Source organism: Actinomadura sp. BRA 177, from assembly GCF_013372625.1.
GTDB lineage: Bacteria > Actinomycetota > Actinomycetes > Streptosporangiales > Streptosporangiaceae > Spirillospora.
Genome location: NZ_JABXFD010000381.1, coordinates 19,636 through 34,150, shown reverse-complemented (window position 1 = coordinate 34,150; position 14,515 = coordinate 19,636). Strand labels below are relative to the sequence as shown.

The following is a 14,515-nucleotide window of genomic DNA, read 5'->3' as shown; positions in this document are numbered from 1 at the left end:
GGGGGGGGGAGGGGGGGGCGGAGGGGGCCGGGTGGGGGATGGACTTGTGCTCCAGGTAGGCGCGCAGGCCCTCGGGGCCCAGTTCGCGGCCCATGCCGCTGTTCTTGTAGCCGCCGAACGGGGTGTTCGGGTCGAGGGTGTACATGTTGACGCCGCAGCTGCCGGTGCGGATGCGGCGGGCGACGTCGACGCCGTGGTCGACGTCGGACGTCCAGACCGAGCCGCCGAGGCCGTAGTCGCTGTCGTTGGCGATCCGGACGGCGTCGGCCTCGTCCTCGTAGGGGATGAGGACGAGGACGGGGCCGAAGATCTCCTCGCGGGCGATGCGCATGTCGTTGCCGACGTCGCCGAAGACCGTGGGGGCGACGTACCAGCCGCGGTCGTGCGGGCGGTTGAGGCCGCCGGTGATCAGCTTGGCGCCCTCGTCCTGGCCGATCCGGATGTAGTTCTCCACGCGCTCCTGCTGCCGCTTGGCGACCAGCGGGCCGATCTCGGTGGCATAGTCGGCCGGGTCGCCGACCGACAGGCCGCCGACCATGGTGGCGAGGGCGTCCGCGACCTCGTCGTAGCGGCGGCGGGACGCGAGGATGCGGGTCTGCGCGGCGCACGCCTCGCCGTTGTTCATGAGGGACGCCAGCTTGAAGCCCTCGACGGTGGACGCCAGGTCCGCGTCGTCCAGGATGATCGCGGCCGACTTGCCGCCCAGTTCGAGGGTGACGCGCTTCAGCTGCTCGCCGCACACCGCGCCGATCTTGCGGCCGGCGGCGGTGGAGCCGGTGAAGGACACCTTGTCGACGTCGGGGTGCGCGACCAGGTAGGCGCCGACCTCGCGTCCGGCCGGGACGAAGTTGACGACGCCCTCGGGGATGCCGGCCTCGCGGATCCACTCGGCGAGCAGATAGGTGTCCAGGGGCGTCTCGGGGGACGGCTTGGCCACCACCGTGCAGCCGGCGATCAGCGCGGGCGCGAGCTTCAGCATCAGCGTGAACTGCGGGACGTTCCACGGGACGATCGCCGCGACGACGCCGACGGGCTCCTGGGTGACCGTGACCGGCCCCAGCATGCCCTGCCGCTCCTCCTCCCAGGTGTAGGTGGCGGCGAGGTCCACGTAGTACTGCAGGACCATCTGCGGGATGGCGGCCTGGCCGAACACCGAGAACATGATCGGCGACCCCATCTGCGCGGTGCAGAGGTCGGCCATCTCCTGCTGCCGCTCCGCGTAGATCGCGGAGAGGCGGCCGACGATCTCGGCGCGCTCGGCGGGCGTCATCCGGGGCCAGGGGCCCTCGTCGAACGCGCGCCGCGCCGCCGCGACCGCCGCGTCGATGTCGCCCTCGGTGCCCTCGGGCACCCGCCCGATGACCTCCTCGGTGTGCGGGGAGATGACGTCGATCGTGCCGGTACCGGCCGGGGCGGCCCACTCGCCGCCGATGAACAGCCGATCGTGCTCGCGCATGGTGCTGTGCCTCCCTGCCCGACGGGGCGAGTTCGGGTAACCGAATGCTTGCTTGGGCACAGCATCGCATGAGGTCCCGGGGCGTTGGCAAGAGCAATGAGACTCGCGTCTCACTCGCCGTCCGGTGCACCGGGCCGTTCAGAGGAGGTGCGCGTTGGGTTCGCGGGCGCGGTCGGCCAGGGCGGGGAGCTCCAGGAGTTCCACGCCCGCCGCCTCCAGGGTCTCCGCGCCCGTCCCCGCGGCGAACAGCTGCGGTTCCCGCCAGGCGAAGACCACCCGGCGCGCGCCGGAGGCGACGATCAGCTCTGCGCAGGGGCGGGGGCGGGACGCGCGGTGCCCGCAGGGTTCGAGCGAGCTGTAGATGGTCGCGCCCGTGAGGCCGCCATGGGTTTTGGCGAGCGCGGCCTCTTCGGCGTGGTCGTGCGGGTCGTGTTCGCGGGAGAAGCCGCGCGCGATCTCCCGTCCGTCCGGTCCGACGATCACCGCGCCGACGGAGAACGCCGTGTCGGACGGCGGGCACAGCTTCGCCAGGTCGCAGGCCAGTTCCAGCCAGCCGCGGTCATCCACGTGCCGCCCTGACGCGGTAGCGCAGCAGGGCCAGGTCGCCGATCCGGGTGACGTCCTCCAGCCGCATCGGACGGTCCGGCGACTGCGGGAACACCCCGGACCGGACGAAACGCGGCGCGGACGGGTCGCCGACGAAGAACGGCGCGACCACGAGCTGCAGCTCGTCCACCAGGCCGGACGTCAGGAACAGCGTGTGGATACCGCCGCCTCCCTCGACCATCAGCCGGCGGACGCCCCGCGCCGACAGATCGCGCAGGACGGTCGGGAGGTCGAGCGGGTCGCCCGCGTCCACCACGTCGGCCAGGCCGTCCAGGCGCGGCGCCAGTTCCGCCGCCGTCCCGGACGGCGCGTAGACGATCTTCGGTGCCTCGCCCGTCGTGAAGAACCGGGCGGCCGGGTCCAGGTCGCCGCTCCAGGTCAGCGTGACCTTGGCCAGGTCGGCGGGCAGCCCCCGCGCGGTGCGGTGCTCGCGGCGCGCGGTGGAGCGGACCAGCAGCTTCGGGTCGTCGGCCCGCACGGTCCCGGCGCCGACGAGGATCGCGTCGCAGCCGGCGCGCACCGCGTCCACCCGGTCGAAGTCCGCCGCGCTGGACAGCCGCAGCCGCTCGGGCCCCGCGTCGTCGATATAGCCGTCGGCGGACATCGCGCAGCTCAGCAGCACGTAGGGACGATCACTCACGACGCAACCCTACGGGAGCGGCGGGACTGCGGTATTCGAAGATCCTTTGGGGCGGCTCGGCGTTTCTGCGCCGGATGTGTCGGAGGGGGTGCCTATGGTTGCCCCGACATGCGAATCCTGCACACCTCCGACTGGCATCTCGGCAGATCGTTCCACCGCGAGGACCTGCTGGCCGCGCAGGCGGCGTTCGTCGACCACCTCGTCGAGACCGTCACGGCGGAGCGGGTCGAGTGCGTGCTGGTCTCGGGCGACGTCTACGACCGGGCGCTGCCCGCCGTCGACGCCGTGAAGCTGTGCAACGAGGCCCTCGAACGGCTCGCCGAACGCGCCCGCGTGGTGCTCATCGCCGGCAACCACGACTCGGCCCGCCGGCTCGGGTTCGGCTCGGCGCTGATGGACAAGGCGGGTGTGCACGTCCGCACCGACTTCGCGACGGTCGGGCAGCCCGTCATCGTCGGTGACGCCGCGATCTACGGCATCCCCTACCTGGAGCCCGAACTCGTCCGCCACCCCTGGGACCTGGAAGAACGCAGCCACGCCGCCGCTCTCACCGAGGCCATGCGCCGCGTCCGCGACGACGCGGCCGGCCGCGGGGAGCGCTCGGTCGTGCTGGCGCACGCGTTCGTGACCGGCGGCGAGTCCAGCGAGAGCGAACGCGACATCTCGGTCGGCGGGTCGTCGCAGGTGTCGGCGTCGGTGTTCGACGGCGTCGACTACGCGGCGCTCGGCCACCTGCACGGCGCCTGGCGCATCACCGACCGCGTCCGCTACTCGGGTTCGCCGCTCGCGTACTCGTTCTCCGAGGAGAAGCACGTCAAGGGCTCCTGGCTGATCGACCTCACGGCGGACGGTGTCGCGGCGGACTTCGTGGCGGCCCCCGTCCCGCGTCCTCTCGCCCGGCTGCGCGGACGCATCGACGACCTGCTCAGCGACCCATCCAACGAGGAGTACGAAGACCGCTGGCTGCAGGTCACGCTCACCGACGCCCGACGCCCGTCCGCCGCGATGGAACGGCTGCGCCGCCGCTTCCCGCACACCCTCGTCCTCGGCTTCGACCCCGAGGGCGGCGGGACGGACGCCACCCGCACCTGGTCCGACCGCGTCCGCGAACGCTCCGCCCTGGACGTCGCCGGCGACTTCGTCGCAGAGGTGACCGACGGCCCCGCGACCGAAGCCGAGCGCGCCCTCCTCCACGAGGCATTCGAGTCCTGCCGCCAGAAAGAGGCCCTCGCGTGACAGCCCGACGCAGCTTTCCATCCGCAGGCCGGGCACTCCGAGCGGGCGCTGTAATGGCCGGGCCGGGAGTGAGGCGAAGCGGATGAGGCTGCATCGGCTGGAGGTCGCGGCGTTCGGGCCCTTTTCCGGGGCCGAGGTGATCGACTTCGACTCGCTCTCGGACGCCGGGCTGTTCCTCATCCAGGGGCGGACGGGTGCGGGCAAGACGAGCATTCTGGACGCGGTGTGCTTCGCCCTCTACGGGCAGGTGCCGGGCGTCCGCAACGCGGTGAAGGGGCTGCGGAGCGACCACGCGCCGCCCGGGGCCGGGCCGCGGGTGGTGCTGGAGACGACGATCCGGGGGCGCCGGCTGCGGATCACGCGGTCGCCCGCGTGGGAGCGGCCGAAGCTGCGCGGGTCCGGGACGACGACGGAGCACGCCAAGGTCGTCCTGGAAGAGTTCGAGCACGGCGCGTGGACCGGGCTCACCACGCGGCTGGACGAGGCGGGCGACCTGGTGTCGCGCATGCTCGGGATGAACGCCGTGCAGTTCTGCCAGGTGGCGCTGCTGCCGCAGGGGGAGTTCGCCGGGTTCCTGCGGGCCGGCGCGGACGAGCGCCGCAAGGTGCTGGAGCGGCTGTTCGCGACCGAGGTGTTCACGCAGGTCGAGAAGTGGCTGGCCGACCGGCGCGCCGCGACCGGGCGGGAGGCCGGTGAGCTGAGCACCGCCGCGGCCTCGATCGCCGACCGGATCGCCGAGGCGACGGGCGCGATGCCGCCGCGCGAGCAGCGTCCGGCCGTCCCGCCGCCGCGTCGCGGGGAGCCCGCCGTGGAGCCGTTCGCCGAGGTCGCGGCGCTGCCCGCGTGGGCGGCGGAGCTGGCGGGCGGGCATGCCGACCTGCGCGTGGTGGCCGAGGAGATACGCGCGGGTGCCACGGCGACGCTGGGCGCGGCGCGTGCGGCCCTCGACGGCGGGAAGGCCCTCGCCGCGCGGCAGCAGAGCCACGCCGAGGCCGTCGCCCGGCGCGACGCGCTGGCCGAGCACGCGGAGGAGAAGTCGCAGATCGCGTCCCGGCTCTACGCCGCGGAACGCGCCGGCCGCGCGGCGCCACTGGTGCGGGACGTGCAGGACCGGCACCAGCGGTCGGTGCAGGCGCGCCGCTGGGCCGAGGAGGCCCGCGCGCAGGTCGCCGGGCTGCTGCCGCCGAAGGCGCCCGAGGACGTCCTCGCCAAGGCAGAGCGCGACCGCCGCGACGAGGCCGCCGCGCTGGAGGGCGGGCGCGCCACGGCCGCGCGGCTCCGCGACATCGAGCGGGAGCGCGAGGGCCTGTCGGCCGAGCTGCGCCACCTTGAGCCGCAGGACGCGCGGATCGCCGCGACCCTGGACGAACTCCCCGGCATCGTGGAGTCGGGCCGCGCGGCACTGGACGAGGCGAGGCTCGCGGCGGCGGCGCGTCCCGGAGCCGAGGCCGCCGTGCTGGACGCGACGCGCCGTCTCGACGCGGCGCGGCGCCGCGACCAGGTGGAGCAGTGTCTCGCCGGGGCGGAGGGGGAGTACCGCGCGGCGGTCGACGCGGCGCAGGACGCCCGCCAGCGGGTTCTCGACCTGCGGCAGGCGCGGCTCGACGGCATGGCGGCGGTCCTTGCCGGGGAACTGCGGGACGGTGAGCCGTGCCGGGTCTGCGGCTCGACCGAGCATCCGGCGCCCGTGACCTCGCTCGCGCTCATCCCGACCGAGGAGCAGGTGGACGAGGCGCAGGCCGGTGCCGACGCGGCCCAGGACGTTCGGGAGCGGGCCGGGACGCTGGTCGGCGAACTGCGCACCGAGCGCGACAAGCTGCTGGAGATCGCGGGGGAGGCGGACGCCGACGGCCTCACGGCGGTGCTCGACGGCGCGGAGGCGGAACTGGCGGCGGCGAACACGCGGGCGGCGGAGGCGGAACGTCTGGAGGCCGAGCTTCAGCGGCGCGAACAGGAGCTCGACCAGGCCCGCACCGAGCGCGACGCGGTGTCCCTCCGGCTCACCGAGAACCGTACCCGCGGCAGGGAGTTGGACGCGGAGCAGACCCGCCTGGCCGCCGAACTGGACAGAGCGCGCGGCGACGACCCCACGCTCGAAGCGCGCATCGCCCGCCTGAGCGGCGAGGCGGACGCGCTGGCACGCGCCGTCGAGGCGTCCCGCGCGGCGGGCCGCGCCGAAGAGGAGCTGGCCGCCGCCCGCGCGAAGGCGAGGGCGACCGCCGAGAACGAGGGCTTCGAGACGCCCGACGAGGTGCTCCGGGCCGAGATGCCGGACGAGGAACAGGGCGGCCTGCGCGACAAGATCCGCAAATGGGACGACCGGGAGGCGCAAGTCCGCGCCCAGCTCAATGACCCGGACCTCATCGCGGCCGCCGCCGAGCCGGCCCCCGACCTGCCCGCGCTCGAAGCGGCGGTGCACGCGGCGGAGGCGGCGCACACCGAGGCCGCGAGCGCCGCCGACCGCGCCCGGTACCGCTGCGAACGGCTCGCCGAGCTGCGCGGACAGCTCGCCGGGGCCGTCGCCGAATGGCGGCCCCCCGCCGAGCGGCACGAGGTCGCCGAGCGGCTCGCCGGCCTCACGTCCGGCAAGCACGCCGCGAACCGGCACGGCGTCTCCCTCTCGGCGTACGTGCTCGGCGCCCGGCTGAGGCAGGTCGTCGCCGCCGCGAACGAGCGGCTCTCCCGCATGTCCGGGGACCGCTACGCTCTCGTCCACACCACTGAGAAGGCCGCCGGTGACCGCTCGAAGGGCGCCGGCGGCCTCGGCCTCCGCGTCGCCGACGCCTGGACGGGCCTGGAGCGCGACCCCGTCACCCTCTCCGGCGGCGAGTCGTTCATCACGTCCCTGTCCCTGGCGCTCGGCCTCGCCGACGTCGTCACCGCCGAGGCCGGCGGCACCGAGATCGGCACGCTGTTCGTCGACGAGGGCTTCGGCACCCTCGACGAGGAGACGCTCGACGAGGTCATGGACGTCCTGGACGGCCTGCGCGACGGCGGCCGGGCGGTCGGCATCGTCAGCCACGTCGCGGAACTGCGCGCCCGCATCCCCGCGCAGCTCCGCGTGACCAAGGACCGCACCGGCTCCACCGCGACGATCGTCGTCTGACCGGATCAGCGGCCCGGCGTCACGAGATGTACTGCAGGATCACGTTGTGGACGTGGTGGCTCTTGTCGCTGCCGCGGAACTCGACCTCGTAGGTCTGGTGGCCGACGTGGATCGCGATCGAGCCGGTGGAGAAGTAGGACCCGGCCCACGACTTGTTGCTGACCACGCTCACCGAAGTGATCTTGGAGTAGGGGACGCTGGTGATCGCGTACTTCTTGCCGGCGAAGCTCTTGTCCTGGATGATCACCCGCCGGTCGGTGAGGCCGATGAACCCGGTGCCCGCGCCCACCGCGTCGTAGACGGCGATGATCTGCTCGCCGGGGATCAGCCCGCTCTCGATCTGCTTGAGCTGCCCCGACCTGTCGTGCTCGACTTCGTCGCCCATGCGTCCTCCCGTGTTGGTGTGCCGGTTCGACGGACGGGTGGTCCGTCCCGTTCCGTACGAGAGTGTCTCAGTCGACGCGCGGGGACCGAGCCGCTTCGAGGAAGCCGATGCACCGGCCGAGCAACGCGATCAGCGTCTCCCGCTCGGCCTCGCCGAACTCGGCGGCGAGCGCCCGCTCCAGCTTGACCGCGCGGGCGTCGGCGTCGGCGAGCGCCTTCTCGCCCTCGCCGGTGAGCCGGGTCTCCAGGACGTTGCGGTGCCATTCGTGCGGGGTCCGCTCGATCAGCCCGCGCTCCTGGAGGTTCTTCAGGACGGTGTTCATCGTCGGCGGGGTGACGGCGCACGCCCGGGCGAGCGCGGCGGCCGACATGCCGGGATTGTCGGCGAGCCGGAGCAGCGCGGAGTACTGCGGCACGGTGAGCCCGCTCGTCTTCAGCGCCGCGTGCTTGGCCCCGCTGAGCGCCTGCTCCGCGCGCTTGAGGTGGGAGCCGATCCGTTCCGGGACGGGCATCGAGGTCATGCCCGCATCGTATCCAGCCACCCGAACATGTGACCGTTGACGAGCATTCGAACTCTAACTATCGTATGGACGCATCCTAATGATCGACCACGAACGGAGACGTCCATGTCCCCCCTCCAGCGCTCCACCGCGGCCGTGGCCGCGGCCCTCGCCGTGGCCGTCCTCCCGGCGTCGGTCGCCGTGGCGCCGGACGCCACCGCGCACGAGATCTCGCACCGGGCGCCGATCTCCACGGCCTACGTCCTGCCGGGTGACCGGGTGTATCCCGAGGGCATCGCCGCCGACCCGCGCGGCGGCGCGCTCTACGCCGGGTCCTTCGAGGACGGCACCGTCTACCGGACGCGGCCGGGCCACCGCGTCGCCGAGGTCTTCCTCCCGGCCGGCGCGGACGGCCGGCACACCGCCAACGGCCTCAAGGTCGACCGGGCCGGACGGCTCTGGGTGGCCGACTCCTCGTCCGGCGTCTCGGTGTACGACACGCGGACCCGCCGGCTGCTGGCCCAGTTCGCCGTTCCCGGCGACGGCGCCCGGTTCGTCAACGACCTCGCCATCGCCCCCGACGGGAGCGCCTACCTGACCGACAGCGCCCGCTCCGTCGTCTACCGCGTCACACCGCACGACCTGGCCGAGGCCTGCGGCGGACGCGCCGCGCTCACGGTGGGCTTCGACCTGGACGACGCCCTCGAACCGCACGGCCCCGGCGACTTCACCCTCAACGGCATCGTCGCCGACCCCACCGGACGGTACCTGCTGACCGGCGACATGCTCGGCGGCGACCTCTACCGCCTCGATCTACGGACCGGCGGCATCCGCGAAGTCGCCCTGAAGGGAGGCGACATGCACAACGCCGACGGCCTCGAACTCCAGCACGGGCGGCTCTGGACGGCCCACAACGTCGACAACGTCATCAACCGCTGGCGCATCACGTCCGACGGAACCCGGGCCCGCCTGGAGCGCACCCTCAAGGACGCGTCCCTGCAGGTCCCGACGACGCTCGTCCGCCGCCACGGAACCCTCTACGTGGTCCGCTCCCAGTTCGACAAGGGCGGCCCGCTCGGCGACGGGACCCCCGAGGTCCCCTTCACGATCGCGGCCGTGCGCGGCATCTGAGGCGCGGTCAGAGGTACAGGCCGGTGCCGTGCTCGGGGCGCTCGCTGGCGATGGCGTGCAGGTCGCGTTCCCGCATGACCAGATAGTTCTCGCCCTGGATCTCGACCTCGTACTGGTCGCCGGGGTGGAACAGCACGCGGTCGCCGGGCTTGACGATCCGCACGTGGTGGCCGACCCCGCAGACCTCGCCCCACACCAGGCGGTTCTCCTGCTCCACGGTCGCGGGGATCACGATCCCGCCGGTGCTGCGGCGCTCACCGCTGTCCTTCTCGCTCCGGATCATGACGCGGTCGTGCAGCATCTGGACTTCGAACTTGGGCTCGGACACGCCGGCGAGTTTAGCCGTCCGCGCGGGTCAGGGCGTCCCACGAGCCGGCGATGATCTCCGGCAGGGCGGAGCGCGCGGGCCGCCAGCCGAGCTCGGCCCGGATCGCGGCGGCGTCGCAGACCAGCACCGGCGCCTCCGGGCGGGCCGGTCGGCGGCGGGCGGGCACCGGCCGGCCGGTCACCTTCTCGACGGCGGCGACGACCTCGTGGACGGCGGTGCCGGTCCCGCTGCCGACGTTGTAGACGCGGTCCTCGCCGGGACGGACGGCCTCCAGCGCCCGGACGTAGGCGGCGGCCAGGTCGTCCACGTGCAGGTATTCGCGGACGGCCAGCCCGTCGCCGTTGATGTCCAGGTGCGGGGCGTGCCCGGCGGCCACGGCGAGGGCCTTGGGAATCAGCCGGGTCTCGTCGGGGTCGATGCGGCCGTCCACCGACCCGGCGACGTTGAACGTGCGCAGGACGACCGCGCCGATCGCGCCCGTCCGGGCGTGGTACCGGACGGCCTGCTCGGCGGCCAGCTTCGACGCCCCGTACGGGCTCGCCGGGGCGGTGGCCTCGCTCTCGGGGATCGGCTGCCGCTCCGGCGTCCCGTACACGGCGGCCGTCGACCCGAACACGAAGCGTTCCGCGGCCACGGCCTCCAGCAGGTTCACGGTGCCCTGGACGTTGGCCGCGAAATACCGCAGCGGATGCTCGAACGACTCCCGGACGCGGGTGAGCGCCGCGAGATGGCACACCCCGTCGTACGGCCCGCGCGGCAGCCCGTCCGGGACGAGCAGGTCGCCCCGCACCGCGCGCACGCCGGACGACAGCCCGGCGTCCCGCCGCACCAGTCCGTCGACCTCATGCCCGGCCGCGGCCAGCCGCCGCCCGACCGCGTATCCGATGTATCCCGCCGCCCCCGTCACCAGTACCCGCATGCGGCCAGCATCCAGCCGCGCCGGTACCGGTTCAAGGAAGCGAGTCGAGCCGCGTGTAGACGCCGGGGTAGCCGGGTTTGGCGCAGCCGTAGCCCCAGGACGTCAGCGCGGCGACCCGGCCGCGCACGATCAGCGGCCCGCCGCTGTCGAACTGGCACGTGTCGGCCCTGTCGGACCCGGCGCACAGCATGTCGGACGGGTCGAACGAGTCGCCGTAGGCCCGCCGGCACGCCTCGTCGCCCCGGAGCGGCACGTCGGCGGCCCGCAGACGCGTGTTGAGCAGGTCGTTCTCCGACGTGAAGCCCCAGCCGAGGATCTTGCCCGTGCGGGCGGAACCGGGCGGGCCGAGGACGGCCGTCGGCCGGTCCACGGGCCGCTCCAGCATGAGGACGGCGACGTCGTGGTGCAGGACGGTCTCGTCCTTGAACCTCGTCTCCCGGTACTCCGGATGGATGCGCAGCGACTTGACCGCGACCGTCTCGCCGCCGCTGCCGGTCAGGTCGTCGCGGCCGAAAGTGGCCGTGAGCAGGCCCGGCAGCGAACGGAACAGCGCCACGCAGTGCCCCGCCGTCAGGACCTGGTCCGGCTTGATCAGCGCGCCGCCGCAGAACTGCCCGGACGGCCGGACGAAGAAGATCGGCGACCCGACCGCCGCCAGCCACGGGTACGCCGCCGACGACGCCGGGGCGCCGCCCACGACGGCCGACGCGGGGGCGGGCGCCAGCGGGACCAGCAGGGCGGCGGCGAGCAGCGCCGTGGCGAGGATTCGGCGGGGCATTCCGGCAATGTAGGGGATCAGGGGACGGTGCGTACACGCCTCGCGGCGGCCGGTTCCGGCGCCGGCTGCTCCTCGTAGCGGGGGAACAGCACGAGCGCGAGCAGCGCCAGCGTGAAGCCGGCCGCGCGCAGCAGGAACGGGCCGGCGTCGCGCGGCCAGTCCTCGCCGAACAGGACGCTGCTGGCGAGGAGCAGGTAGGACCGGCCGATGACGGTGAGCACGACCGCGACGATCGCGACCCGGCAGCGCTGCAGCGCGACCTGCAGCTGCCCGAGCGCGATCGCGGCGAGGCCGATCGTCAGCCACGGGTAGGCCGACTCCAGCACCGCCTGGAGGCTGCCCGTCTCCCGGTAGACGAGCGAGATGCCGCGGATGCCCGCCTCGGCCAGCCCGGCGCACGCCCCGGCGCCGATCCCGTAGGCGACGCCGGCGAGCTTGCGGGCGTGCCGGCCGCTCGCCCGGCGGTCCCCGACCAGCCACACCAGCGCCGCGATGAGCACCGCCGGCGTGCAGATCGCGATCATCATCCAGGGCCGGGTGAGCGTGCCCACCAGCGTGGCGTCGGCGTGCAGCTCGCCCTCCTCGGTGGCCGACAGCCCGATCAGCATCGTGGCGAGGACGAACAGCGCGACGCTCGTCCACTCCCGGGTGCTGAGCCGCTCGCCGAGGAACCGGACCGCGTAGGCGACGAGCCCCACCAGCGCCACGGCGAAGATCGGCTGGGCGACGGCGAGCGGCATCGCGGAGAACGCCACGACCTCGTAGCCGAGGCCGAGGAACAGCAGCAGGCCGCCGCCGAGCCACAGCGGGTCGGTCAGCATGAGCCGCGCGACGCGGAAGGGGCGGCTGCCGCGCAGCGGCTCCATCCGGCGCGCGGAGGCGCGGAAGACGAGGAAGGCGATGTAGTAGGCGGTGGTCGCGATCAGTGCGAGCGCGGCATAACCCAGGTCGGAACCCATCGGGAGGAGCCTCTCGGTGGACGGGGACGGGGCATGTCGTTCGGCGCGCCATCGAATCGACCTGTGCTCTCAGCCTGCCCCGTCAGGCTTCCCGTTGCAAGTAGTCGCTTACGCGCGTATCAGTCGTAGCTCCGGCCGGTGGTGGACGAGAAGCGCGCGACCAGCCCGCGCGGCACGAGCCGGGCGGCACTGTAGAGGGCCTTGTACTGCGCGCCCGGGATGCTGACCGGCACGCCGCGGCGCAGGTCGCGCAGCGCGGTGTCGACGACGTCGTCCTTGTCCAGCCACATGAAGCCGGGCAGCTTCGACATGTCCATCCGCGCGCGCTCGTGGAACTCGGTGTGCACGAAACCGGGGCACAGCACCATCACCCGGACGCCGCCGCGCGACCGCTGCCGCAGATCGGCCGCGATGCCCTGGCTGAAGCTCACCACCCACGCCTTGGACGCCCCGTAGGTGCCGCGCGTCGCGAACGCCGCCATCGACGACACGTTGACCACCGACCCCCGGCCGCGCTCCAGCATCCCCGGCAGCGCGGCGTGCGTGAGCCGCAGGACGGCCTCGCAGTGCACCTTCAGCATGGTCAGCTCGTCCGACACCGGGACGTCCAGGAACACGCCCCTGTTGCCGAACCCGGCGTTGTTGATCAGCAGGCCGACGTCCTTGCCGACGCGCTCCTCGGCCGCCGCCAGCCCCTCCTCGCTCGACAGGTCGGCGGGCAGGACCTCGGCTCGGACGGCGTACTTCTCGCGCAGCTCCGCGGCGGTGCGCTCCAGGCGCTCGGCGTCGCGGGCCAGCAGGACCAGGTCGAACCCGTCGGAGGCGAGGCGGCGGGCGAACGCGGCGCCGAGGCCCGCGGTCGCGCCGGTGATGAAGGCGGTCGGCATGCCCCGAGCCTAAGCCGCCCGCCGCACCGTGAAGTGCCGCGGGTCGGGGCGGCGCGTCGCGCGGCGGTAGGCGAACGTGAACCCGGGCCAGTTGTTGACGACCGTGCCGTCGGCGGTCATGTACCAGCTCTGGCAGCCCGCCTCCCACACGGTCGTCCGCATCCGCTCGCGCATCTCCCGGGTGAACGCGTCCTGCACGTCCGGCTTCACGTCGATCCAGGCGAGGCCCGCCCCGCGCAGCGCCTCCACGCAGCCGAGGACGTACCGGATCTGCGACTCCAGCATGTAGATGATCGAGTTGTGCCCCAGGTTGGTGTACGGGCCGTACAGCAGGAACAGGTTCGGGAAGCCGCTGACCGTGATGCCGAGGTGCGCCTGCGCGCCGTCCCGCCACGCCTCGTTCAGTTCCCGGCCGTCCCGTCCGACGATCTTCATGGGGGAGAGGAACTCGGTGGACCGGAACCCCGTCCCGTAGACGATCACCTCCACGTCATAGGCGCGGCGGGACGTCTCGATGCCGGACGGCGTGATCCGCTCGATCGGGTCGGTGATGAGGTCGACGTTCGGCCGGGCGAGCGCCGGATAGTAGTCGCTGGAGATCAGGATCCGCTTGCAGCCCATCGGATAGCCGGGGATGAGCGCGTCTCGCAGCACGGGGTCCTCGATGCCGTCCTTCAGCGTGTTCTTGAACCGCTGCTCCAGCATCGCCATCAGCTTCGGGTACTTGATGAACCCCAGCGCCCGCGCCTCGTACGCCAGGTACGTGTAGCCGCGGTTCAGCTCCCACAGCCCCGGCGTGCTCCGCATGACGGCCCGCTGCCAGGCCCGGTACTGCCGGTCCGGCTTGTCGATCACGTACGGCGCGGACCGCTGGAACAGCCGCAGCTCCGCCGCCTCCTTCGCGATCTCCGGGACGAACTGGATCGCGCTCGCGCCCGTCCCGACCACCGCGACCCGCTTGCCGCGCAGGTCGGCGCCGTGGTCCCAGCGGGCGGAGTGGAAGCTCGTCCCGGCGAACGAGGCGCGCCCCTCGATGCCCGGCAGCACGGGCCGGTTCAGCTGCCCGCACGCCGAGACCAGCACCCGCGCCTCCAGGTCGCCGCCCGTCGTGGAGATACGCCAGACCGCCGCGTCCTCGTCGAACCGCGCCTCGGTGACCTCGGTACCGAACCGGACCTTCTCCAGCACCCCGTACTTGCGGGCGCAGTGCCACAGGTAGTCGAGGATCTCGGCCTGCGGCGGGAACCGGCGCGACCAGTCCGTCTTGCGCTCGAACGAGAACGAGTACAGCGCGGACGGGACATCGCACGCCGCCCCCGGATAGGTGTTGTCCCGCCACGTGCCGCCGAGCCCCTCGGCCTTCTCCAGGACCACCACATCGCGGACGCCGGCCTCCCGAAGCCGGATCGCCATCCCGATCCCGCCGAACCCGCTCCCGATGATCACCACGCTGTGCGCCATTGGCCGTCCCGAATCCGATTCTGCCGCGGTACCTCCCGAGCGTAGGTGACCATGCAGTCACTGACCAGATGCCGCAAGACACCGTTTTCCCACCCACCCCGCCACCACCGACGGATGCGGCGAT

The 14,515-nt window shown here is 73.2% G+C and carries 14 protein-coding genes; 3 read left to right on the top strand and 11 right to left on the bottom strand.

Translation table 11 applies throughout. The annotated features are described in order from the left end of the window. From HUX53_RS22260 to HUX53_RS22250, 3 genes are all read right to left on the bottom strand, one after another. Positions 1–1,456: aldehyde dehydrogenase (locus tag HUX53_RS22260; RefSeq protein ID WP_176405157.1), on the bottom strand; the 1,456-nt coding region annotated here is incomplete at its 3' end. A 138-nt stretch (positions 1,457–1,594) separates the two neighbouring features. Then, the gene (locus tag HUX53_RS22255) at positions 1,595–2,023 is read right to left on the bottom strand and encodes a deaminase (protein ID WP_176405156.1); all 429 of its coding nucleotides are present in this window, start codon (positions 2,021–2,023) and stop codon (positions 1,595–1,597) included. After that, the gene (locus tag HUX53_RS22250; RefSeq protein WP_309237364.1) at positions 2,016–2,702 is read right to left on the bottom strand and encodes a dihydrofolate reductase family protein; all 687 of its coding nucleotides are present in this window, start codon (positions 2,700–2,702) and stop codon (positions 2,016–2,018) included. The genes HUX53_RS22255 and HUX53_RS22250 overlap by 8 nt, the downstream gene beginning before the upstream one ends. A gap of 108 nt (positions 2,703–2,810) precedes the next feature. On the opposite strand from HUX53_RS22250, the gene HUX53_RS22245 reads away from it, so the two are divergent. Then, on the top strand, positions 2,811–3,938 hold the full coding sequence (locus HUX53_RS22245; RefSeq protein ID WP_176405155.1) for an exonuclease SbcCD subunit D: 1,128 nt from the start codon (positions 2,811–2,813) through the stop codon (positions 3,936–3,938). Between the two features lie 82 nt (positions 3,939–4,020). Then, positions 4,021–7,044, top strand: a complete 3,024-nt coding sequence (locus HUX53_RS22240) for an AAA family ATPase (protein ID WP_176405154.1) — start codon at positions 4,021–4,023, stop codon at positions 7,042–7,044. A 19-nt stretch (positions 7,045–7,063) separates the two neighbouring features. Here the strand turns inward: HUX53_RS22240 and HUX53_RS22235 are convergent, their stop codons facing one another. Together HUX53_RS22235 and HUX53_RS22230 are read right to left on the bottom strand one after the other, a co-directional pair. Beyond that, positions 7,064–7,429: a PH domain-containing protein gene (locus HUX53_RS22235; RefSeq protein WP_176405153.1), complete on the bottom strand. Its 366-nt coding sequence runs from the start codon at positions 7,427–7,429 to the stop codon at positions 7,064–7,066. A gap of 67 nt (positions 7,430–7,496) precedes the next feature. Then, a complete protein-coding gene (locus HUX53_RS22230; protein WP_217919751.1) occupies positions 7,497–7,949 on the bottom strand; it encodes a MarR family winged helix-turn-helix transcriptional regulator in 453 nt (150 codons plus the stop codon). Between the two features lie 105 nt (positions 7,950–8,054). Here HUX53_RS22230 and HUX53_RS22225 point away from each other — a divergent pair, with 105 nt between their 5' ends. Continuing rightward, on the top strand, positions 8,055–9,059 hold the full coding sequence (locus HUX53_RS22225; RefSeq protein WP_176405152.1) for an SMP-30/gluconolactonase/LRE family protein: 1,005 nt from the start codon (positions 8,055–8,057) through the stop codon (positions 9,057–9,059). Positions 9,060–9,066: 7 nt separating this feature from the next. On the opposite strand, the gene HUX53_RS22220 is transcribed toward HUX53_RS22225, so the two are convergent. The 6 genes from HUX53_RS22220 to HUX53_RS22195 all read right to left on the bottom strand — a co-directional run bounded on the left by HUX53_RS22220 (position 9,067) and on the right by HUX53_RS22195 (position 14,391). Beyond that, complete coding sequence (locus HUX53_RS22220; RefSeq protein WP_176405151.1) at positions 9,067–9,387, bottom strand: co-chaperone GroES; 321 nt, start codon at positions 9,385–9,387, stop codon at positions 9,067–9,069. Positions 9,388–9,397: 10 nt separating this feature from the next. Further along, complete coding sequence (locus tag HUX53_RS22215) at positions 9,398–10,306, bottom strand: NAD-dependent epimerase/dehydratase family protein (RefSeq protein ID WP_176405150.1); 909 nt, start codon at positions 10,304–10,306, stop codon at positions 9,398–9,400. Positions 10,307–10,337: 31 nt separating this feature from the next. Next, positions 10,338–11,084 (bottom strand): trypsin-like serine protease, encoded by a 747-nt coding sequence (locus tag HUX53_RS22210; RefSeq protein ID WP_176405149.1) that lies wholly within the window; start codon positions 11,082–11,084, stop codon positions 10,338–10,340. A 17-nt stretch (positions 11,085–11,101) separates the two neighbouring features. Continuing rightward, the gene (locus tag HUX53_RS22205) at positions 11,102–12,043 is read right to left on the bottom strand and encodes a DMT family transporter (protein ID WP_176405148.1); all 942 of its coding nucleotides are present in this window, start codon (positions 12,041–12,043) and stop codon (positions 11,102–11,104) included. A gap of 119 nt (positions 12,044–12,162) precedes the next feature. Further along, complete coding sequence (locus HUX53_RS22200; protein WP_176405147.1) at positions 12,163–12,930, bottom strand: SDR family oxidoreductase; 768 nt, start codon at positions 12,928–12,930, stop codon at positions 12,163–12,165. Between the two features lie 9 nt (positions 12,931–12,939). Further along, a complete protein-coding gene (locus HUX53_RS22195) occupies positions 12,940–14,391 on the bottom strand; it encodes an NAD(P)/FAD-dependent oxidoreductase (protein ID WP_176405146.1) in 1,452 nt (483 codons plus the stop codon). Between the last annotated feature and the right edge of the window lie 124 nt (positions 14,392–14,515).